Raw genomic sequence first — 20,852 nt, forward strand, 5'->3', positions numbered from 1 at the left:
TCGATGCCCGATGGAATGAATATTGATTATGATGGCTTGATTCCCAACAATGTTGGTTTGGCGCAAGATCAGCGCGTGCGTAAAGCGTTGGAAACTTGGCATCCGGGCTACATTGATTGGTGGAAGGATATGGGGCCGGAGGGATTCCAGGAATCGCTGGTGTATTTGCGCACCGCCATTGGGGTTGATCCGAAAGGGTGGGCGAAATTCGATTATGTTAAAATGCCAGAGTATAAATGGGGTATTTTGCTGGCACCTGCGGTTGAAGGGCGGACGATCCCATTTGGTAAGCATCAGGGCGAGCCGGCATGGCAGGAAGTGCCGGGTGAATATCGGGCGTTATTGCGGCGCTTGATTGTTGTACAGGGTGATACCGAACCGGCCTCGGTTGAGCAGCAGCGGCATTTGGGAGCGACCGCGCCATCACTTTATGATTTGCGCAATCTGTTCCAGGTGAATGTGGAAGAGGGGCGGCATTTATGGGCGATGGTGTATTTGCTGCATAAATATTTCGGCACCGATGGCCGCGAGGAGGCCGAGGAATTATTGCAGCGGCGCTCGGGCCATGCTGATACGCCGCGCATGTTAGGGGCGTTCAATGAAGCCACCCCCGATTGGCTGAGCTTTTTTATGTTCACCTATTTCACCGATCGTGATGGCAAGATGCAGTTAGAGGCACTCGCGCAATCGGGATTTGATCCGTTGAGCCGAACCTGCCGGTTTATGCTGACGGAAGAGGCGCATCATATGTTCGTTGGCGATAGCGGGGTGCAGCGTGTGGTTGAGCGCACGGTGCAGGCGATGCGCGAGGCCGGTGTGACTGATCCTGAGGATCGGGCGGCGGTGCGCCGGCTTGGGGTGATCGATTTGCCGACGATCCAGAAGAAAATGAATTTGCATTTCTCACTCACCTTGGATTTGTTTGGTCATGAGATCAGCACCAATGCGGCGAATGCATTTAATGCTGGGATCAAAGGGCGCTATCGCGAGGATAAAATCGAGGATGATCACCAATTGATCGGCGCGACCTACCCGGTTTTGCGCTGTGTTGATGGCGCGATGGTGCAGGAGGATGTTCCGGCGTTATCGGCGCTGAATATGCGGTTGCGTGATGATTACGTGAAGGATTGCGAGTCGGGCGTGGTGCGATGGAACCGGGTGATTGAGAAAGCCGGATTTTCGTTCCGATTGAAATTGCCACATGTCGCCTTCAATCGGGCGATTGGCGAATTTTCATCGATCAAAGCGACGCCGGAAGGTCAGGTGATTGATGCGGCATTATGGGCGGCGCAGGCGCATGATTGGCTGCCCGATGCCGAAGATGCGACGTATATTGAGCGTCTGATGGTACCGGTGCGCGAGGCGGGCCAATACGCGTCATGGATTGCGCCGCCACGGGTCGGGATTGATAATAAAAGCGGTGATTTTGAATATGTGCAGATTGTGGAATAAGGATCGCTGATGTTAGAGGCAGCGTTTAAGCAGCATCTGATCGATCCGGAAGTTTGCATTCGCTGCAATACCTGCGAGGCGACGTGCCCGGTGGGGGCGGTCACCCATGATGATAATAATTATGTGGTGGATGCCGCGAAATGCAATTATTGTATGGACTGCATCCCACCATGCCCAACCGGCTCGATCGATCATTGGTTCATGGTGCCACAGCCATTTTCGCTGGAGGAGCAGTTTTCCTGGCTGGAATTGCCGCCGCCACCGGAGAAGGGTGAGGCGGAGCAGGCGGATGCGCTGGATGATGAGGCGATGCGGTTGCTGGAAGCGGCGCATGAGGGGGCGGGTGGGCATGCGCGCGCACCGATCAGTGCGGCGAAGCCACGAATTAATCTGTTTAATCGGGCGCGGCCAGCGATGGCGACGGTGACTGGTAATTTGCGGATCACCGGTGCGGAAACATCATCCGATGTGCGGCATATTATTTTGGATTTTGGTGCCGTGGCGTTTCCGGTGTTAGAGGGGCAGAGTATTGGCATTGTACCGCCAGGTGTGGATGCGCGCGGGCAAGCGCATGCGATGCGGCTTTATTCGGTGGCGAGTGCGCGTGATGGCGAGCGGCCCAACACCAATAATTTGGCGATTACGGTAAAGCGGGTGCGTGAGCAGGGTGCGGATGGTCAGGTGTTTGCGGGTGTGGCCTCGAACTATTTGGCCGATTTGCCGTTAGGCGCTCGGGTTGAGGTGATTGGGCCGTTCGGGGCTACGTTTTTGATGCCCGATGATTTGGATGCGGATATTTTGATGGTGTGCACCGGCACCGGCTCGGCGCCGTTTCGCGGATTCACCGAGCGTCGGCGGCGCCTGGGGCAGAGTGGACGGGGACGGTTATATTTGTATTTCGGGGCGCGCACGCCGGAGGAGTTGCCGTATTTTGGGCCGTTGCAGCGTTTACCGGATCGTTTGATTGACAAGCAATTGGTGTTTTCGCGGGTGCCGGGGCAGGCGCGGGATTATGTGCAGGATCGGATGCGCACGCAGGCCGCGACGTTGGCTGAGCTGCTCAAGCGTGACGGGCTGCATATCTATATTTGCGGGGTGCGCGGGTTAGAGCAGGGGGTTGATGCGGCACTCGCCGAGATCGCCGCGGGGGCCGGGCTGAATTGGGCAGAGTTGCGCGCCGCGATGCGCATGACGGGGCGGTTTCATGTCGAGACCTACTGAGAGGCCTTGGAATAGGGGCTTGGTTGGGCCATAGTCCGCGCAGTTTTGGAGCGCGAACATGGCGGATGAATTTGATTTATTTGTGATTGGTGGTGGCTCGGCGGGGGTGCGGCTGGCACGGATCGCGGCGGGGCACGGCGCGCGGGTGGGGGTCGCGGAAGCGCGATTCTGGGGCGGAACCTGCGTGAATGTCGGCTGTGTGCCGAAGAAATTCATGGTGATGGCCGCCGAATATGGGCTGGGGGCCGATGATGCGGTGGGGTTTGGCTGGTCGATCGAGCGCGGGGCGCATGATTGGGCGCGGTTTATCGCCGCCAAGGATGTTGAGATTGCGCGGCTGAACCGGGCCTATACCGGGCTACTGGAGCGGGCGGGCGCGCAGATGTTCGAGGGCTATGCCCGGTTTATCGATGCGCATACGCTGGAAATTGGCGAGCGGCGGGTGCGCGCGGCGCGGATTGCGATTGCGACCGGCGGGTTGCCGACGCGGCTGGATTTTCCGGGGGCCGAGCTGGCGATTGTCTCGGATGATGCGTTTCACTTGCCGGCACGCCCGGAGCGCGTGGTGATTATTGGCAGCGGCTATATCGCGGTTGAGTTTGCCGGGATTTTTGCCGGGTTGGGAGCGCAGGTTGAGCAGGTGTTTCGGCAGGATTTGCCGTTGCGCGGGTTTGATCCGGATTTGCGGATGGGCGTTGCCGATGCGCTCGCGGCCAATGGCGTTTTGCTCCGGCCCAGCGTGACGCCGATGCGCTTGGAGGCGCATGGGGCGGTGAAAAAACTATTTTTGTCGGATGGCACCAGCCTGGAAGCCGATTGCGTGTTCATGGCAACCGGGCGTTCGCCGCATGTGGCGGGGTTGAATTTGGCGGCGGCGGGGGTGGTGGTTGGGCCTTCTGGGGCGATTCCGATCAATGCGCATTATGCCACCAATATTCCGCATATTTACGCGCTGGGCGATGTGACGGATCGGTTGAATTTAACGCCGGTGGCCACCGCCGAGGGCCATGCGCTGGCCGATACGCTGTTTGGCGGGCGCGAGCGAACCGTGTCGCTGGTCGGGGTGCCGAGTGCGGTGTTTTCAATCCCGCCGCTGGCCAGCGTGGGGATCAGCGAGGATCAGGCGCCGGCGGGAACGCGGGTTTTCGTCGCGCAGTTTACGCCGATGCGGCATAATTTGAGCGGGCGGGCGCGGCGCAGCCTGATGAAATTGCTGGTTGATCCAGTGACCGACCGGGTGCTCGGCGCACATATGCTGGGCGAGGATGCGCCGGAGATTATTCAAGGTCTGGCGGTTGCGATGATGGCGGGGGCGACCAAGGGGGATTTCGACCGCACGATTGGAATTCATCCGACGGTGGCGGAGGAATTTGTCACGATGCGGACGCAAACCCGCGTGGTGGGCGGCTGAGGCGCGGCTGGGTTGCATGGCGAGGGTCGCCAAGAAACGGTCGTTGCGATATAAAGGTTCGCTGAAGTGAGTGTTGGCGCAATATCCGAATGGTCGGATCGCGTGACGGGAGTGGTATGATGAGTGCGGAAACCAAGGCGGGTGCATCGATGGCGGCGTGGAGCCCAGATTCCTGGCGGACCCGCCCGATTGCGCAGGCGCCGGTTTATCCGGATGCGGAGCGGTTACAGGCGATGGAAGCGCGGCTGCATCGGTTTCCGCCGTTGGTGTTTGCCGGCGAGGCGCGGCGGCTGAAAAAATCGCTCGCGATGGCCGCGCAGGGCCAGGCTTTTGTGTTGCAGGGTGGCGATTGCGCGGAGAGTTTTGGCGATTTCACCGCCAATGTGATCCGCGATACGTTCCGGGTTTTGTTGCAAATGGCGGTGGTGCTCACCTTTGGTGGCGCGTTGCCGGTGGTGAAATTGGGGCGCATGGCCGGGCAGTTTGCCAAGCCGCGCTCCTCGGATGTCGAGACCATTGATGGGGTGTCGCTGCCCTCGTATCGGGGGGATATTGTTAACGGGCCGGAATTTTCGGCGGAGGCGCGCATTCCTGATCCGGCGCGCATGGAGTTTGGCTATTTCCAATCGGCAGGCACGCTGAATTTGCTGCGGGCATTTGCCTCGGGCGGCTATGCCGATTTGCATCAGGTGCATCGCTGGAATTTGGATTTTGTCCGGCGCTCGCCGTTAGCTGAGCGTTATCGGGATTTGTCGTCGCGGATTGATGAGACGCTGCGATTCATGGCGGCGTGCGGCATGACCAGCCAATCGACCCCGCAAATCCATGAGACCGAGTTTTATACCAGCCATGAGGCGCTGTTATTGCCGTATGAGCAGGCTTTGACCCGAATTGATTCGACCACGGGGGATTATTATGCCTGCTCGGCGCATTTCATTTGGATTGGCGATCGCACGCGCCAGTTGGATGGGGCGCATGTGGAGTTCATGCGCGGGGTGCAAAATCCGATTGGGATGAAGGTAGGGCCGAGCCTGGGCGAGGATGAGCTGCTTGCCCTGATCGATCGGCTTGATCCAGCGAATGAGCCGGGGCGGCTGACGCTGATTTCGCGCATGGGGGCGGAGCAGATTGCGGCGAAATTGCCGCGCCTGGTGCGGGCAACGCGGCGGGAAGGGCGCAACGTGGCGTGGTTATGCGACCCGATGCATGGCAACACGATCCCGGCGCTGGGGCGGGTGAAGACAAGGCGGTTTGACGCGATTTTGGCAGAGGTGCGCGGGTTTTTCGATGTGCATCAGGCCGAGGGCACGGTGCCGGGCGGGGTGCATGTCGAGATGACCGGGCAGGATGTCACTGAATGCATTGGCGGGGCGCGGCAATTGACCGAGGCGGATTTGTCGGCGCGTTATGAGACGTTCTGCGATCCGCGGTTGAATGCCGAGCAGGCGTTAGAGCTGGCCTTTTTGATCGCGGCGGAGCTGAAATCGCGGCGCGCACCGGCGCGCACCGATGTTGCTGCCGAATAGGCGCGCAAGCCCGTGACGGCGCCGGATGATCGCGCGATTGCGGCGCAGACTGATGCTTATTTCAACCGGACACGGGCGATCATTGAGAAATTCGGTGATTGCCGCGTGACCTATGCGGTGTTTTTACGCAGGCCGGTGCTGGCGGCGGCGGGGCTGATGGTGGATTGGCTCCGCACGGTGGCGGCGGCGCGCGGGGCTGTGATTGAGATTGAGCTGCCCCATGAAGAGGGCGCTTGGGTGGGGGCGGGTGAGCCGCTGGTTTTTCTCACCGGCGCGTTTTCGGTGTTAGTCGATCTGGAGACGATATTGCTCCAGAAATTAGGGGCGGCCTGTGTGGCAGCGCATAACGCCTATCAGATGTGCCTGGCACTGCCGCAGGCCGCGTTTTTGGCGATGGAGGCGCGCCATTGCGCCGGGGCCGAAATGCACGAGATGATGGAATATGCAGCATCCGTTGGCTCGCGGGCGGCGCAGGCGGAGGGGGCGCGCGGGTTCATTGGCGGGGCGAATGATGCGACCGCGCATTATTTTGGCGCGGCGCAGGGTTTTGGCACGATGCCGCATGCGTTGATTGGGTATGCGGGTTCGACGCTGCGGGCGGCGGAATTATTCGTGGCGACGTTTCCGGGCCAGCCAATGACGGTGTTGGTGGATTATTTTGGCCGGGAAGTGAGCGATACGCTGGAGATTTGCCAGCATTTTGCGCCGATGGCGCAGGCGGGTGATCTGTCGATCCGGCTGGATACCCATGGCGGGCGGTTTTTAGAGGGGCTTGATCCGCAAGCGAGCTATGCGGTGTTAGAGCGCCACGCGCCGGGCGCGATTAGGCGGTATCGCAGCGAGCCGGAATTGCGGCATTTGATTGGCACTGGGGTTTCGGCGGCGGCGGTTTGGCGGCTGCGCGAAATATTGGATCAGGCGGGGTATCCGGCGGTGAAAATTGTGGTGTCATCCGGTTTTGGCGTGGAGAAATGCGGGGTGATGGCGGATGTTCACGCGCCGATCGATGTGGTGGGCACCGGCAGTTTTATCCCCGAGCGCTGGAGCGAGACCTACGCGACGGCGGATATTGTGGCCTATGACGGGGTGGCGCGGGTGAAGGCGGGGCGGGAGTTTTTGCTACGCCCGGCCCTGTAGCGCGCATTTGGGCGCGCATTTGGGCGCGCATTTGCGATAGATCAATGGCTTGGCGGTCAGGGCGCGCTATCGTCCCTGGAATGCTGGCGCTATGCGGGTGATTGGCGTTATGGATGGGTGTTGGTGGACCACGGAGATGATGACGCCGCAACATTGATGAGGAGCATAATCATGGCACGCAAGCGCAATCCCATGGCGCGCGAATTGCTGACGAACCCGCTTTACCGGTTAAAACGCGCGAAATCGCGGTTTGAGCGTGAGGCGCAAAAGGATCGCTGGCATCGGCGCACCAAACATAAGGGTGAGCAAAAATCGCTCGAACCGGGCTCTGGTTCGGGCGATTTTTTTGCGCGGGGCTGGGTTTGATGCGAATCAGCGTGCAGCCAGAGCGGCGGGCGTTGCGGCAGATTTATCATTTGTTTGATTTATCGAGCCTGTCGATTTCGAGTGTGGGGCCGATTTTCAGCGTGGCGGCGGCTGGCGGGGCGATGGCGCAGGCGGCGGGGGCGGCGGTGCCGCTGGCGATTTTGCTGATCGCGGTGCCGTTCATTTTATGTTCGTGGATTTTTTTATCGCTCAATCAGCATTTTCCCAATGCCGGCGCATCCTATCATTGGTCACGGCGGGTGATTGGCATTGATTTCTCCAATTTTCAGGCTTGGGTGGTGGTGATGGCCTATTTCTGGTCGATCCCGCCGATTTTGATCCCGGCGGCGCGGTTTACCTTGGAGACGCTGGGCGATCCGGCGCCGGGTGCGGGCGCGCTGGTGCTGGTGGCGATGGGCTGGGCGCTCTTTGCGGCCTTGGTGCTGCTGTTTGGCGCGCGGATGACGGCGCGGGTGACGCAGATTTTTCTGGTGATCGAGGTGGTTTCGGTCGGGTTTGTGGCGGTGCTCGGTTATGGCGCGTGGGGGCATGCCGCGCCGGGGGCGGCGGGGTTTTCGCTGCATCATGTGCGCTGGTCCGGCGTGATTGTGTGCATGGTGCTGGCGGCGACGATTGTGGATGGGTGGGAGATTGATTCGTATGCGAGCGAGGAGGCGCGCCGGCCCCGATTGACGCCGGGTTGGGGCGGGGTGATCGGGGTGGTGAGTGTGGTGGTGTATTATTTGCTGATTTGGCCGCTGCTGCTGCATCAGGTGCCGCTGGCGGCACTGGCGCATAGCCCGGACACGCTGAGCCTGTGGGCGCGAACGGTGGCGCCGGGATTTTTGCCGTGGATGCGCGTGGCCATCATTGCCTCGACGGCGGGGGGCTTGTGGCTGACGACCTATATTTTGTCGCGCGCGCTGTATGCGATGGCGCGTGATGGGGTGATGCCCCGGCTATTTGGGGTGCTGAACCGGCAGCATGTGCCGGTTTGGGCGATTATCGGGCCGATTGGCGCGGCGGTGGCGGTGGTGATGGTGCAAATGGTGTTTCCGGCGGTGCAGGGATTGTTTGCCTTGGTGCTGAGTGCGGCGGGATTTTTTCTGGTGGCGGAATTTTGGCTGGATGGGGTGACGATGCTGGTGTTTTTGCTGCGCCGGCACGGCGAGGTGCGGCACCGGGTGCGGGGGCATCATCATCTCGGGCTGTTGCTGGCGGCGGTGCTGGTGGTGGTTGGCCTCGCGCTGGTTGACGGGCTGTTTGTGATCGAGGGGCCGGTTTATATCCAGGCGGGCGTGGACCGCACGATTTTGCTCCTGCTGGGGCTGGGGGTGGTGTTTACGCTGGGCTTGCGCGCGCGGAAATCCGGGCGGTTGATGTTCGTGTTCGAGGGTCAGGTTTCTGAGAAGATTGATATTTTATCGAAATAAATTCTCTCGCGTGGTTGGTTTTGGCTGGACTGGAGGGGGCGCGTTGTTGGATCGCGCGTTTTGTTGGAATGTCATTTGGACCAATGAATCGATGGAACCAAAACGCCGAGTGAAATCTGTTAAAACTCTTGAAAAGCCGGGATTAAATTCGGGCTTCTTGTTTAAGTGGGTGCGGCGATAAAGTATGGCGGCGAGCTGGTTAGACACAGCGGGTCTCATAATGTGGAAAATGATCCATTGATTGACTAGGCGAACAGAGGATTGGTGAATGTTGAGTTGTCAGCGGAGTATACTTTTATGAGTGATGGTTTTAATTTGAATGGGTTAGTTAATAGAATATGCGGACTTTTCTATTCCAAACACAACTGTTTCCGTAGCGATTCGAGATCCACAATAATCAACACATCAAATGGGTATTACGGAACGTATAATTATGACGATTGAATGTCGGACCTTCCGTTCGCATCCGCGTCATCGTGAAATTTTTGGGCCTCGATTTGATCGATAGGAATGAGAAAGGACGCTGTCTTGGCTAACTGCCTACGAATTTCTCTTCCTCTGTTCGAACGGTCTATTCCGGAAATGCCGCCATGGTACCAATTTTTTGCTATGGGATCATGGACTGCGGCCAAGTTGAGTTCCTGCAGCGCTGACACTGTGTGAGTTGCGGCAGCTACGCTTCGATTAACAGCCGGATACATAAATTTGGCGTTAAGTCCATCTTCAATTAGCAGTTGTTCCAGGTCAACGGACACGAATCCATCTCGGGAGGGCGAGTAGGCGGCGGACGATAATACCCACTCTCCCGACGCATCGGTCACTAGCATTAAATGATGTGGCGCTTGGATTGTACGGATAACAGAATATTCAGGCAGCAACTGCGAAGATTGACGCGTTTGACGTAGCCGACACATCAGTGCCATCAAAATGCTCCGCAGCCAACCGGGGCGCCCAAAGCATAAAAAGATTGATAGCCTTAAAGCCTTCCTCTTCAAATTCATTGTCGGTGCCGTGATCCCTCACCCAAATTGAAGCATCTCCATCAGAACGCAACTCAAACTCCAACTCGCCCCGGAGGACATGCCACTCCACCTGGATGTCACCGGTGGCAAGCGGCACTACAAAGGGAGCCTGAGCACTCGATCCGAGAGACGAAAGAGCCGTTCGAATCAGAGTAGCTGCAAGATTAAGCAAAGAATTGTCGATTGGCAAAGACTCCGGGCCGTCCCACCCATGAGAAAGCCCGCGAAGTCGATTCACATTTTTCAACAACTTTCTCATCCAAGGTGTTGACGGAACCATCTCAACGCTAACCATTGGTCCCGTCGTAGGAACCAGAGTGGAGCGAGATTGCAAGTGTTCACGCATGGGATTGGCCTGAACGCGCCCGGTGAACATCTGGATTACTGGATCAAGAAACTTGAAACAGACCGAGTCCGTGCCGCTAATGGTCCAACTCATTCTTGCGCCCCGATGGTTTCAGTATTTACGGTCGCAATATGGGCATCCGTTACGGCGTCGTGCAAGGCCTCATATGCTGGTCGCAGTTGACCGGTGGAGCCTCTGTGCCCTAATCTAATCGACGATGCAAAGTTGAATATTGCTGCGGATGGACAATCGGCTGTCGCGCCCATCGCGGCAACACATTGGACTTGTGCATGTTTGGATGATTCCGGTGGCACAATCCAACTTACGTTAAGATTGGCAATCATTTTTCCAGGACGAAATACCCAGGCTTTGAACACTTCCGAAACTCTTAATAAGCGCTCTCCGCTCTTGAATGGGAAGGCGTTGAAATAGTTCAATTCACAGATTCGAAATGTGACATCAACGCCAAACCGCGCATGCCACCATTTTTGAAATTCTTCAAAGACACTTAACACCTCGTCAAGGACGTTTTCGAATCCCGGGTATGGGGTAAGTTGACCCGTTGGCTCTAGGCGACGCCAACTAACCGCTACCCTGTCACTCTGGCAGTTTACTGACCACCGCTGATCTTCGCTTAATGCGACAATTCTCGGGACATAGTCGTAGCTTCTCGAATTCGGCGAGACAAGCGGGGTTTCAGGAACCGAAGCCTCGAAATCGTACCAGTTAAATGTGGGCCACGGTGGCTGTTGTAGGAATACAGGGTAACGATTGGCGACGCCATTGTACCAATCGGCCATATCCAACACGGTCAACGGCTGTGCCGCTGAAAAATGTGCAACAAATATTACTTCGTACAACGATCTAGATGAAGCCATTATAAGTCTTATTGTGGATTAATGGTTGTTGCAGGTCAAGAGTCGCTTTGAGTTTTCCTCATATATCGTATCGGCGGAACCTTGGCCATCCTCTAGACCCATATGAGATCGACGGCTAAAGGACTGGCACGAGACTTCGGAGCGAAATCATTCGACGGTGACGGATTTGGCGAGGTTGCGGGGTTGGTCGACGTCGGTGCCTTTGAGGATGGCGACGTGGTAGGCGAGCATTTGCACTTGCAGGGCGTAGAGGATGGGGGCGACGAAGGGGTCGCATGAGGGGAGCAAGATGCTGTGGCTGGCGATGCTGGCGAGCTGGGCGGCGCCGGTGACGTCGCTCAGGACGATGATGCGTCCGCCACGGGCGGCGGCTTCTTGCAAATTGGACGCGGTTTTTTCGAACAGCGGCCCTGAGGGGATGACGGCGATGATGGGCACGTTGGGGTCGATCAGGGCGATGGGGCCGTGTTTCATTTCGCCGGCGGGGTAGCCTTCGGCGTGGATATAGCTGAGTTCTTTGAGTTTGAGCGCGCCTTCGAGGGCGATGGGCATCATGGAGCCGCGACCAAAGAACAGGATGTCGCGGCTATCGGCGATGGCGGCGGCAAGGGCGCGGATGTCGGTATCATCGGCGATCAGTTGGGCGGCTTTGGCCGGGACTTCCATCAGCGCTTCGACGAGATCGGCGATGGTCGCGTCATCAAGGGTGGCGCGGGCGCGGGCGAGGGCGAGGGTGAAGGCAGCGAGCACAGTCATTTGGGCGATGACAGCTTTGGTGCTGGCAACGCTGATTTCCGGCCCGGCGATGGTTTCCAGCGCGAATGTGCTTTCGCGGGCGATGGTGCTTTCAATGGCGTTGACCACCGCGAGGGTTTGGCAGTTTTGCTGGCGCATATAGCGCAGGGCGGCGAGGGTATCGGCGGTTTCGCCGGATTGGCTGACGACGAGGCCGAGGGTTGCCGGCTCGAGCGGGGGGTTACGGTAGCGAAATTCGCTGGCGACATCGGCATCCGTGGGCAGACGGGCATATTCTTCGAGCCAGTAGCGGCCAACGAGGCCGGCATAGAAGGCAGAGCCGCAGGCGGAGATCACCATGCGACGGATGGCGCGCAGATCGAGATCGAGCGCGGGGAGCACCGGCATGCGGCTGGCGGGATCGATCATGCGGTGCAGCGTGTCGCCGATAACCACGGGGCTTTCGCAGATTTCCTTTTCCATGAAGTGGCGGAAATTGCCTTTGCCGATGGCGGCGCCGGTGAGGCGGGTGATTTCGATTTTGCGGGTGACTTGTTGATCGGCAGCGTCATAAAATATCGCATCGGTGCGGCTCAGCGCGACCCAATCGCCGTCCTGGAGGTAGGCGATGTTGCGGGTGAGCGGGGCGAGGGCGAGGGCGTCGGAGCCGAGATACATTTCGGCATCACCATAGCCGACGGCGAGCGGAGCGCCGCGTCGCGCCCCGATGATGAGTTCGGGGTGATCAGCAAAGATCAGCGCGAGGGCGTAGGCGCCTTCGAGGCGGTGGAAGGTGGCGGCGGCGGCTTGCAGCGGGGCGAGGCCACGGGCGAGGTGATAATCGAGGAGCTGGGCGACGGTTTCGGTATCGGTGTCCGAGGCGAAGATTTGGCCGGCGGCTTCCAGCTCGGTGCGGAGCAAAAGATGGTTCTCGATGATGCCGTTATGCACAACAGCGACGCGGGCGGTGCCGTGCGGATGGGCGTTCGCCTCGGTGGGCGCGCCATGGGTGGCCCAGCGTGTATGGCCGATGCCGGTGGTGCCGGGGAGTGGGTTGGCGCGTAGGGCGGCGGTGAGGTTGGTGAGTTTGCCTTCGGCGCGGCGGCGGGTGATCGCGCCATCAACCAGGGTGGCGATGCCTGCGCTGTCATAGCCGCGATAGGCGAGGCGGCTGAGCCCATCGAGCAGAAGTTCGGCGGCGGGTTGGCTGCCGATAACACCGACGATTCCACACATGATTATTGATCCCTAGGTTGCTGGTGGCGCAGGCGGAGCGTGCGGGCGCGGCCGGGTTTTTGCACCTGACGCGCGCGGGCGAGGGCGAGGGCGTCGGCGGCGACGTTTTCGGTGATGATGCTGCCGGCGCCGATGATCGCGCCATCGCCAACGGTCACCGGAGCGACCAGGGCAACATCTGAGCCGATGAAGGCGTCCGCGCCGATGGTGGTGCGGTGCTTGGCGTTGCCATCGTAATTGCAGGTGATGGTGCCGGCACCGATATTGGTGCGCGCGCCGATGGAGGCGTCACCGAGATAGGAGAGGTGATTGACCTTGGCTTTGGAGCCGAGATGGGTGGCTTTGACTTCGCAGAAATTGCCGACATGAGCGCCTTCGCCGATCAGGCTGCCGGGGCGGATGCGGGCGAACGGGCCGATGATCGCGCCTGGTTCGATGGTGCAGCCTTCGAGGTGCGAAAAGGCGCGGATGGTGACATCGGGTGCGAGGCGCACGCCGGGGCCGAACATCACGTTGGGTTCGATGGTAACATCAGGGGCGAGGATGGTGTCGGCGGCGAGAAACACGGTGTCAGGGGCGGTCATGGTCACGCCGGCGGCGAGGGCGGCGGCGCGCAGGCGGGTTTGCAGGGCCGCTTCGGCGGCGGCGAGCTCGGCACGGGAATTGACGCCGAGGCATTGCGCCCAGGGTGCTTCGATCACGCGCACGGTTTGGTCATCGGCGCGGGCGCGGGCCACGAGGTCGGTGAGATAATATTCGGCCTTGGCGTTGTGATTCTCGATGCTGCGCAGCCAGGTGCGCAGGGCGGCGGCGTGGCCGGTGAAGCCGCCGATATTGCAGAGGGTGATCGCTTTTTCGGCCTCGGTGGCGTCAGCGCTTTCAATGATGCGCTGGGCGCTGCCGTGCTCGGTGATGATGCGGCCAAAGGCACCGGGATCGGGCGGGTGGGTGCCGATCAAAGCGAGGCCAGCGGCGTTGGGACCGCTCACCGCATCGATCAGCGCTTGGAAAATCGGGGCGGTGAGTAGCGGATTATCGCCGTAAATGATCGAGACGATGCCCTCACCGAATTGCGCTTCGGCGGCGCGGGCGGCGTGGGCGGTGCCGAGCCGTTCGGTTTGGATCAGGGTGGGGTGCGGTGCGGCGAGGCTAGCGATCTCGGGCATGTCCGGTCCGGTGACCACCACAATCCGATCATAAAGCGGAGCGAGGCTGTTGATCAGGTGCGAGAGCATCGGCAGGCCGGCGATGCGGTGCGTTACTTTCGGGTGGCGCGATTTCATCCGGGTGCCGAGGCCGGCCGCGAGGATGATGGCGGTTTTGTGCAACTGCGTCATGAGAATGCGGTAGCCTTGGGGTGCGTGCCGTGTCAAAGGATGGGGCGGTCAAGATATTTATCGGAGTTTTTCATGGCGGATGCGGTGTGCGGCAAGCGGGCGGCGATTTTTGATTTGGATGGCACGTTGATTGATAGTTTGCCGGATTTGGCGGCGGCGCTGAACCGTTCGCTGGCGCGGCATGGCCAGGCCCCGGTTGAGCCAGCGTTGGTGAAACCGATGATTGGCGATGGGGCGCTGATGTTGCTCAAGCGCGGCTATGCGGTGCGCGGGCTGGTGCCGAGCGATGCCGATGTGCAGATTTTTCTCGAGGATTATGAAGCGCACGTGACCGATTTGACCGTTGTTTTCGCGGGGATACCCCAGGCTTTGGCGACGCTGGCGGGCGAAGGCTATGTGTTGGCGGTGTGTACCAACAAGCCCGAAGTTTCGGCGCGCAAGGTGCTGGCGGCGCTGGATTTGGAGGCGCCATTTCAGGCGGTAATTGGCGGCGATGCCACGCCATTTCGCAAGCCCGACCCGCGCCATTTGCAGGCGGTGCTGGACGCGATTGGCGTGCCGGCTTCGTGTGCGGTGATGATTGGCGATCATCCGAACGATCTGGCGGCGGCGGCGGGCTGTGCGACGACCGGGATTTTTTGCAATTGGGGCTATGGGCAGGCGGACGCGGCGTTTCAGGTTGACGAGCCGGCGGAGCTGGCGCCGATGATCGGGGCGATCCTGGCGACTTGATCAAGTGATTGGCGTTATAAAAAGGCTTGACGTCTGGGCCAGCATGCCCCATTTCAATTAGGACCGCTGTTGTCCCCAATTGAGATGGCCCATGCTCCGTTTGTCACGCCTCACCGATTATGCCGTGGTTGTGCTGGTTCGTCTGGCACAATCGGCGGATATTGAGACCTCGCCGGGGATTGCGGCGGCCATTGGGCTGCCGGAGCCAACGGTCGGCAAGGTGCTCAAGGGGTTGGCGCAGGCGGGGCTGGTCGCATCGCAGCGCGGGGCGCGGGGCGGGTATCGGCTGATCCGTCCGTTAAGCGCGATCCCGGTGTCAGCGGTGATCGCGGCGATCGATGGCCCGATCGCGCTGACGGCGTGCGTCGAGGGAACCGGCGGATCGTGCGAGAGCCAATCACTGTGCCCGATGGCGGGGCGCTGGAGTGTGGTGAATGACGCGATCAGCGAGGCGTTAGGGGCGATTACGCTTGCAGACATGCAGGTGGCGACGGTGCCGAAATCCATGCGGCTTTCGGCGACGGAACTGGATCACGGCGCGTTAGCCGTATTGAAATAGGGGTTTTGATGGCTGCGATCACTGAGACACGCGAGACGATCGACCGGCTGGCCGAGAGTGGGTATCAGTACGGGTTCGAGACCGCGATTGATATGGATTTTGCACCGAAAGGGCTGAATGAGGATATTGTTCGCCTGATTTCGGCCAAGAAACAGGAGCCGGAATGGCTGCTGGAATGGCGGCTGAAAGCGTATCGCGCTTGGCTCACTATGGCGGACCCGGCTTGGGCGCGCATTATGCATCCACGGATCGATTATCAGGATTTGCATTATTACGCGGCGCCGCGCGCGCCGGCACCCAAATCGCTCGATGAGGTCGATCCGGCATTGCTGGAAATGTATGAGAAATTGGGAATCCCGCTGAATGAGCGGGCCAGCTTGGCGGGCGTTGCGGTTGACGCGGTGTTTGACAGTGTTTCGGTCGCGACGACGTTTCGCGATAGTCTGGCCCAGGTTGGCGTGATTTTCTGCTCAATTTCCGAGGCGGTGCGTGAGCATCCTGAGTTGGTGCGCAAATATCTCGGCAGTGTCGTGCCGGCTGGAGATAATTACTATGCGGCGCTGAATTCGGCCGTGTTTTCCGATGGGAGTTTTGTCTATATTCCTAAAGGCGTGCGCTGCCCGATGGAATTATCCACCTATTTCCGGATCAATGCCCGCAATACCGGGCAGTTTGAGCGGACGCTGATTATTGCTGAAGCGGGGGCCAGTGTTTCCTATTTGGAAGGCTGCACCGCACCGATGCGCGATGAGAACCAGCTGCATGCGGCGGTGGTGGAATTGGTGGCGCATGATGAGGCAAGCATCAAATATTCGACCGTGCAGAATTGGTATCCGGGTGATGCGGATGGCAAAGGCGGGATTTATAATTTTGTGACCAAGCGCGGCGCGTGCCGGGGGGCAAAATCGAAAATTTCCTGGACGCAGGTGGAGACTGGCTCGGCGATTACCTGGAAATACCCGTCCTGTATTTTGCAGGGCGAAGGGTCCAGTGGCTCGTTTTACTCGGTGGCGCTGACTAATCATCGGCAGCAGGCTGACACCGGCACCAAAATGATCCATTTGGCACCGAACACCACGAGCACGATTATCTCGAAAGGGATTTCGGCAGGGCATTCCAACAATACCTATCGTGGGTTGGTGCGGATTATGCCCAAGGCGCGGAATGCGCGGAATTTCACCCAGTGTGACTCCCTGCTGATCGGCGATCAATGCGGGGCGCATACGGTGCCGTATATTGAGTGTCGTAATCAGAGTGCGAAGGTGGAACATGAAGCGACCACCTCGAAGATTGCTGATGACCAGTTGTTTTATTGTCGCTCGCGCGGGCTGTCCGAAGAGGATGCAGTTGGGTTGCTGGTCAATGGGTTTTGCCGCGAGGTGCTGAAGGAATTGCCGATGGAGTTTGCGGTGGAAGCGCAGAAATTATTGGCTGTGTCGCTCGAAGGTTCGGTAGGGTAAGGATCGTACGATGTTAGAGATTAAGGGTTTGACGGCCTCAATCGAGGATAAAACGATCCTCAATGGCATTGACCTGGTGGTGCCGGATGGCGAAATTCACGCCATTATGGGGCCAAATGGCGCAGGGAAATCCACCTTGTCCTATGTGCTATCCGGGCGTGAGGGCTATGAGGTGACCGGCGGCAGTGTGCTGTTTAATGGTCAAGATTTGTTAGCGATGGAGCCTGAGGCGCGTGCGGCGGCGGGAGTGTTTTTAGCGTTTCAATATCCGATTGAACTGCCGGGCGTGGGCAATGCGAATTTTATTCGCACGGCGGTCAATGCCGTGCGCAAGGCGCGCGGTGAGCCGGAAATGGATACGGTTGCGTTTCTGAAAGAGGCGCGGGCGGCGATCAAGCGGCTATCGATGCCTGAAGACATGCTCAAGCGGAACGTCAATGTCGGGTTTTCCGGCGGCGAAAAGAAGCGCAACGAGATTTTGCAAATGGCCTTGTTGCAACCGAGTCTGGCCTTATTGGATGAGACCGATTCCGGGCTTGATATTGATGCGCTGCGCATTGTCGCCGATGGGGTTAATGCCGCGCGCGGGCCGAATTTCTCGGCCTTGGTGATTACCCATTATCAGCGCTTGCTCGATCATATCGTGCCGGACCGGGTGCATGTGTTGGCGGGCGGGCGCATCGTGCGATCCGGCGGGCCGGACCTCGCGCTGGAACTCGAAGCCCATGGCTACGCAGGACTAGAAGCCGCATGAACGACCTCGCTTTTTTGGATCGGATCGATTTAGCATCGGTTGCAGAGCATCCGCACCGGCGAGCGGCGCTGGACGCATTCCGGGCGGTGGGATTTCCCAACCGCCGCGATGAGGCTTGGCATTTCACCGATTTGAAGGCGCGGATGCGCGATTTCGATTGGACGCCGTCCGGTGATCGGGCCGCTTTGATGCTGCCGGATTTATCATTACCCTGCGCGGTTCTGCGTGATGGCGTTTGGGACGGTGCTTTATCGCGCCCGGCGCCGTTTATGAGCAGGCTGGTGCGTGATGAAGCCGTGCCGGTCGGGGCCAATTCGTTAGTGGCGTTGAATACCGCGCTCGGTCAGGACGGGGTGGATATCAGGCTCCGCGCTGCTGAGGCGGGTGGCACGGTGATGGTTGTCGCGCAGGCGTGCGCCAACGCGCAGCCGATCACACCGCGTTATCGGGTGGTGTTGGGTGCTGAAGCTTCATTGACGATTATTGAAGTGGCCCAAGGATCGGGCGCTTATGTTCACGATCCGGTTTGGGAGATCACGCTCGGCGCGGGCGCACGGCTTGAGCATTACCGGCTGCAAGATGATGCGGTGCAATCGGTGCATGTTGCGACGGTTTTTGTTACGATGGGCGAGGCCGCGCACTATAATGGATTTACCCTCGCCACCGGGGCGTCGCTGGCGCGCAGCGAGTTTCACGTGGCGCTGGCGGGCGCGCATGGCGATGTGCAATTGAATGCCGCGCAGATGTTAACGGGCCGTCAGCACGGGGATATCACCACAGTGATTGCGCACAAGGCACCGCATTGCTCGTCCCGTCAGACGGTGAAATCGGTGATTGACGGCACGGCGCGTGGCGTTTTTCAAGGACGCATCGAAGTGGATCGGATTGCCCAAAAGACCGATGGGTATCAGATGAACCAAGCTCTGTTGCTCTCGCCGGACGCAGAAATTGATAGCAAGCCGGAGTTGGAGATTTTCGCCGACGATGTGAAATGCAGCCACGGTGCGACGATTGGGGCGCTGGACCCTGAGCAGATTTTCTACCTGCGCAGCCGAGGCATTGATGAGGCGCAGGCACGGGCGATGCTAATCCGGGCGTTTTTAACCGAGGCGTTGGAGCCGATTGGTGAGAGTGTGGCGCGGCCAATATTCGAGGCGGCGATTGATGAATGGTGGCGGAGGGCTGCGTTATGAGTGTTGCCGTCGCAGCGCCTTCATTCGATGTTGAGCGGATCAGAGCCGATTTTCCGATCCTCAGCCAACAGGTGCATGGCAAGAAATTGGTGTTTTTGGATAGTGCCGCATCCGCGCAAAAACCGCGCGCTGTGATCGATGCGATGGTGCGCACGATGGAGACGCGCTACGCCAATGTGCATCGCGGATTGCATTGGATGAGCGAACAATGCTCGGATGATTATGAGGCAGTGCGCGACAAGGTTGCGCAGTTCATCAATGCAAGGCGCGATGAAATCATTTTCGTGCGCAACGCCACCGAGGCGGTCAATCTGGTGGCTCATAGCTATGGGCGCAGCGCACTGCAGGCCGGGGATGCGGTGGTGGTGAGCGAAATGGAGCACCATGCGAATTTGGTGCCCTGGCAGATGCTGCGCGATGCGCACGGCATTGAGTTGCGCGTGGTGCGAATTACCGATGCCGGCGAGATCGATTTTTCGCATTTGGAGCAGGTTTTTGCCGATGGCAAAGTGCGGCTGCTTGCGGTCACCCATATGTCCAATGTGTTGGGCACCTATACGCCGGTGGAGCGGTTGGCGTCGTTCGCGCATGCGCATGGCGCGCGAATTTTGCTCGATGGGGCGCAAGCTGTGGTGCATCGTGCCGTGGACGTGCGGGCGATTGATGCCGATTTTTACGTATTTTCCGGCCATAAACTATATGGGCCAACCGGGATTGGCGTCTTGTATGGCAAGGCGGAGTTGTTAGACGCGATGCCGCCTTTTTTGGGCGGTGGCGAGATGATCGGCACCGTGACCTATCAACGATCCACCTGGGCCAAGCCGCCCTTTCGCTTTGAGGCGGGAACGCCCGCGATTATCGAGACGATTGGGTTGGGGGCTGCGATTGATTACATCAATACCATCGGGTTTGAGGCAATTGCGGCGCATGAGCGTGAACTGACCGAGCATGCGTTGGCGGTGCTCGCTCATATTCCGGGGCTTCATATCGCCGGCGCAGCGCAGGATCGGGGCGGCGTGGTGTCATTCACGCTGGATGGCGTGCATGCGCATGACGTCGCCACGCTGCTGGATAAGCAAGGGATTGCGGTGCGGGCCGGGCATCATTGCGCGGAACCACTAACGCGTCGTTTGGGACTTGATAGCACGGCGCGGGCCTCCTTTGGCGTTTATTCGACATGCGCTGAAATCGATGCGCTGGGCGTGGGGCTTGAGCGAATTCGAAAGATATTCAGCTAATGTCAGACGACGCCAGCGATCTTTATCAACGGCTGGTGATGGAGCGGGCGCGTCACCCGTTGCATGCGGGGCGGGTTGCGGCGGCGCACGCCGAGGCAGAGGGCAATAACCCGATGTGCGGTGATCGGGTTCGGCTGTCGCTACGCTGTGACGAAGCCGGGATGATCACGCAAGCGGCACACGAGACGCGCGGTTGTGCGATTTGCGTCGCCTCGGCTGACATATTGGCGGAAATTGTGATCGGGCGGGCGGCTAGCGAAACAGGCCAGCTCGCAACGGAATTTGAAGCGATGGTGCAAACCGGCACGGTGCCGGCGCGGGAGGATTTCGGTATGTTGCAAGCTTTTGCCGGCGTTTCGGCCTACCGCTCGCGTCATCGTTGCGCGACGCTGCCTTGGCAGGCGCTCAGCGCGGCGATGGATAAGCGAAGGGAGCTGGAACATGGATGATAAACCGGTAATGGCGACCGAAGCGGCGAGCGTCTGGACGCCGACGGGAGAGACCACGCCCTTGGTCAGCGAAGCCGATGTGGTGAGCGCGATTGCCAGCGTGTATGATCCGGAAATTCCGATCAATATTTACGAACTTGGCCTGATTTACGCTGTTGAAATTGAAGGCAGCGCGGTCAAAGTGGAAATGACGCTCACCGCACCTGGCTGCCCGAGTGCGCAGGAATTGCCGGAATCGGTGCGCCTCGCGATTGGCACGATCCCTGGCGTCAGCGAGATCGATGTGCGTGTGGTGTGGGACCCGCCGTGGGACCCGAGCCGGATGAGTGATGAGGCGCGGTTGGCGCTCAACATGTATTGAGTGCTT

Annotated in this window: 19 protein-coding genes; 15 read left to right on the top strand and 4 right to left on the bottom strand. The window is 59.3% G+C overall.

Features of this window, described 5'->3' with window-relative positions; all coding sequences use genetic code 11:
* The first annotated feature begins 3 nt into the window (after positions 1-3).
* From boxB to ACYUCQ_RS04335, 7 genes are all read left to right on the top strand, one after another.
* The gene (gene boxB / locus ACYUCQ_RS04305) at positions 4-1,452 is read left to right on the top strand and encodes a benzoyl-CoA 2,3-epoxidase subunit BoxB (RefSeq protein WP_460253272.1); all 1,449 of its coding nucleotides are present in this window, start codon (positions 4-6) and stop codon (positions 1,450-1,452) included.
* Positions 1,453-1,461: 9 nt separating this feature from the next.
* Positions 1,462-2,673: a benzoyl-CoA 2,3-epoxidase subunit BoxA gene (gene boxA / locus ACYUCQ_RS04310; RefSeq protein WP_460253273.1), complete on the top strand. Its 1,212-nt coding sequence runs from the start codon at positions 1,462-1,464 to the stop codon at positions 2,671-2,673.
* A 58-nt stretch (positions 2,674-2,731) separates the two neighbouring features.
* Positions 2,732-4,084: a glutathione-disulfide reductase gene (gene gorA, locus ACYUCQ_RS04315; protein WP_460253274.1), complete on the top strand. Its 1,353-nt coding sequence runs from the start codon at positions 2,732-2,734 to the stop codon at positions 4,082-4,084.
* A 116-nt stretch (positions 4,085-4,200) separates the two neighbouring features.
* Positions 4,201-5,610: a class II 3-deoxy-7-phosphoheptulonate synthase gene (locus ACYUCQ_RS04320; RefSeq protein ID WP_460253275.1), complete on the top strand. Its 1,410-nt coding sequence runs from the start codon at positions 4,201-4,203 to the stop codon at positions 5,608-5,610.
* A 12-nt stretch (positions 5,611-5,622) separates the two neighbouring features.
* A complete protein-coding gene (locus ACYUCQ_RS04325; protein WP_460253276.1) occupies positions 5,623-6,747 on the top strand; it encodes a beta/alpha barrel domain-containing protein in 1,125 nt (374 codons plus the stop codon).
* A 171-nt stretch (positions 6,748-6,918) separates the two neighbouring features.
* On the top strand, positions 6,919-7,113 hold the full coding sequence (locus tag ACYUCQ_RS04330) for a hypothetical protein (RefSeq protein WP_460253277.1): 195 nt from the start codon (positions 6,919-6,921) through the stop codon (positions 7,111-7,113).
* Entirely contained in the window at positions 7,113-8,546 is a 1,434-nt protein-coding gene (locus ACYUCQ_RS04335; protein WP_460253278.1) for an APC family permease, read from the top strand. Before ACYUCQ_RS04330 ends, ACYUCQ_RS04335 begins: the two co-directional genes overlap by 1 nt.
* Before the next feature lie 867 nt (positions 8,547-9,413).
* Here ACYUCQ_RS04335 and ACYUCQ_RS04340 read toward each other — a convergent pair.
* The 4 genes from ACYUCQ_RS04340 to glmU all read right to left on the bottom strand — a co-directional run bounded on the left by ACYUCQ_RS04340 (position 9,414) and on the right by glmU (position 14,091).
* On the bottom strand, positions 9,414-10,007 hold the full coding sequence (locus ACYUCQ_RS04340) for a hypothetical protein (RefSeq protein ID WP_460253279.1): 594 nt from the start codon (positions 10,005-10,007) through the stop codon (positions 9,414-9,416).
* The gene (locus ACYUCQ_RS04345; protein WP_460253280.1) at positions 10,004-10,792 is read right to left on the bottom strand and encodes a TIGR04255 family protein; all 789 of its coding nucleotides are present in this window, start codon (positions 10,790-10,792) and stop codon (positions 10,004-10,006) included. The genes ACYUCQ_RS04340 and ACYUCQ_RS04345 overlap by 4 nt, the downstream gene beginning before the upstream one ends.
* Positions 10,793-10,939: 147 nt before the next feature.
* Positions 10,940-12,763, bottom strand: a complete 1,824-nt coding sequence (gene glmS / locus ACYUCQ_RS04350; RefSeq protein ID WP_460253281.1) for a glutamine--fructose-6-phosphate transaminase (isomerizing) — start codon at positions 12,761-12,763, stop codon at positions 10,940-10,942.
* A gap of 2 nt (positions 12,764-12,765) precedes the next feature.
* Positions 12,766-14,091 (bottom strand): bifunctional UDP-N-acetylglucosamine diphosphorylase/glucosamine-1-phosphate N-acetyltransferase GlmU, encoded by a 1,326-nt coding sequence (gene glmU / locus ACYUCQ_RS04355; RefSeq protein WP_460253507.1) that lies wholly within the window; start codon positions 14,089-14,091, stop codon positions 12,766-12,768.
* An 81-nt stretch (positions 14,092-14,172) separates the two neighbouring features.
* Here glmU and ACYUCQ_RS04360 point away from each other — a divergent pair, with 81 nt between their 5' ends.
* From ACYUCQ_RS04360 to ACYUCQ_RS04395, 8 genes are all read left to right on the top strand, one after another.
* Positions 14,173-14,832 carry an HAD family hydrolase gene (locus ACYUCQ_RS04360; RefSeq protein WP_460253282.1) on the top strand — a complete coding sequence of 220 codons (660 nt, stop codon included), beginning with the start codon at positions 14,173-14,175 and terminating at the stop codon, positions 14,830-14,832.
* Between the two features lie 91 nt (positions 14,833-14,923).
* Complete coding sequence (locus ACYUCQ_RS04365) at positions 14,924-15,391, top strand: SUF system Fe-S cluster assembly regulator (RefSeq protein ID WP_460253283.1); 468 nt, start codon at positions 14,924-14,926, stop codon at positions 15,389-15,391.
* An 8-nt stretch (positions 15,392-15,399) separates the two neighbouring features.
* Positions 15,400-16,851, top strand: a complete 1,452-nt coding sequence (sufB, locus tag ACYUCQ_RS04370; protein WP_460253284.1) for a Fe-S cluster assembly protein SufB — start codon at positions 15,400-15,402, stop codon at positions 16,849-16,851.
* A 10-nt stretch (positions 16,852-16,861) separates the two neighbouring features.
* Complete coding sequence (sufC, locus tag ACYUCQ_RS04375; protein ID WP_460253285.1) at positions 16,862-17,605, top strand: Fe-S cluster assembly ATPase SufC; 744 nt, start codon at positions 16,862-16,864, stop codon at positions 17,603-17,605.
* The gene (gene sufD / locus ACYUCQ_RS04380) at positions 17,602-18,798 is read left to right on the top strand and encodes a Fe-S cluster assembly protein SufD (RefSeq protein ID WP_460253286.1); all 1,197 of its coding nucleotides are present in this window, start codon (positions 17,602-17,604) and stop codon (positions 18,796-18,798) included. The genes sufC and sufD overlap by 4 nt, the downstream gene beginning before the upstream one ends.
* Positions 18,795-20,036: an aminotransferase class V-fold PLP-dependent enzyme gene (locus ACYUCQ_RS04385; RefSeq protein ID WP_460253287.1), complete on the top strand. Its 1,242-nt coding sequence runs from the start codon at positions 18,795-18,797 to the stop codon at positions 20,034-20,036. The genes sufD and ACYUCQ_RS04385 overlap by 4 nt, the downstream gene beginning before the upstream one ends.
* A complete protein-coding gene (sufU, locus tag ACYUCQ_RS04390; protein ID WP_460253288.1) occupies positions 20,036-20,485 on the top strand; it encodes a Fe-S cluster assembly sulfur transfer protein SufU in 450 nt (149 codons plus the stop codon). The genes ACYUCQ_RS04385 and sufU overlap by 1 nt, the downstream gene beginning before the upstream one ends.
* A complete protein-coding gene (locus ACYUCQ_RS04395) occupies positions 20,478-20,846 on the top strand; it encodes an iron-sulfur cluster assembly protein (protein WP_460253289.1) in 369 nt (122 codons plus the stop codon). Before sufU ends, ACYUCQ_RS04395 begins: the two co-directional genes overlap by 8 nt.
* The last annotated feature ends 6 nt before the right edge of the window (positions 20,847-20,852 follow it).

This window comes from Acidiphilium sp. MT5 (genome assembly GCF_054767495.1).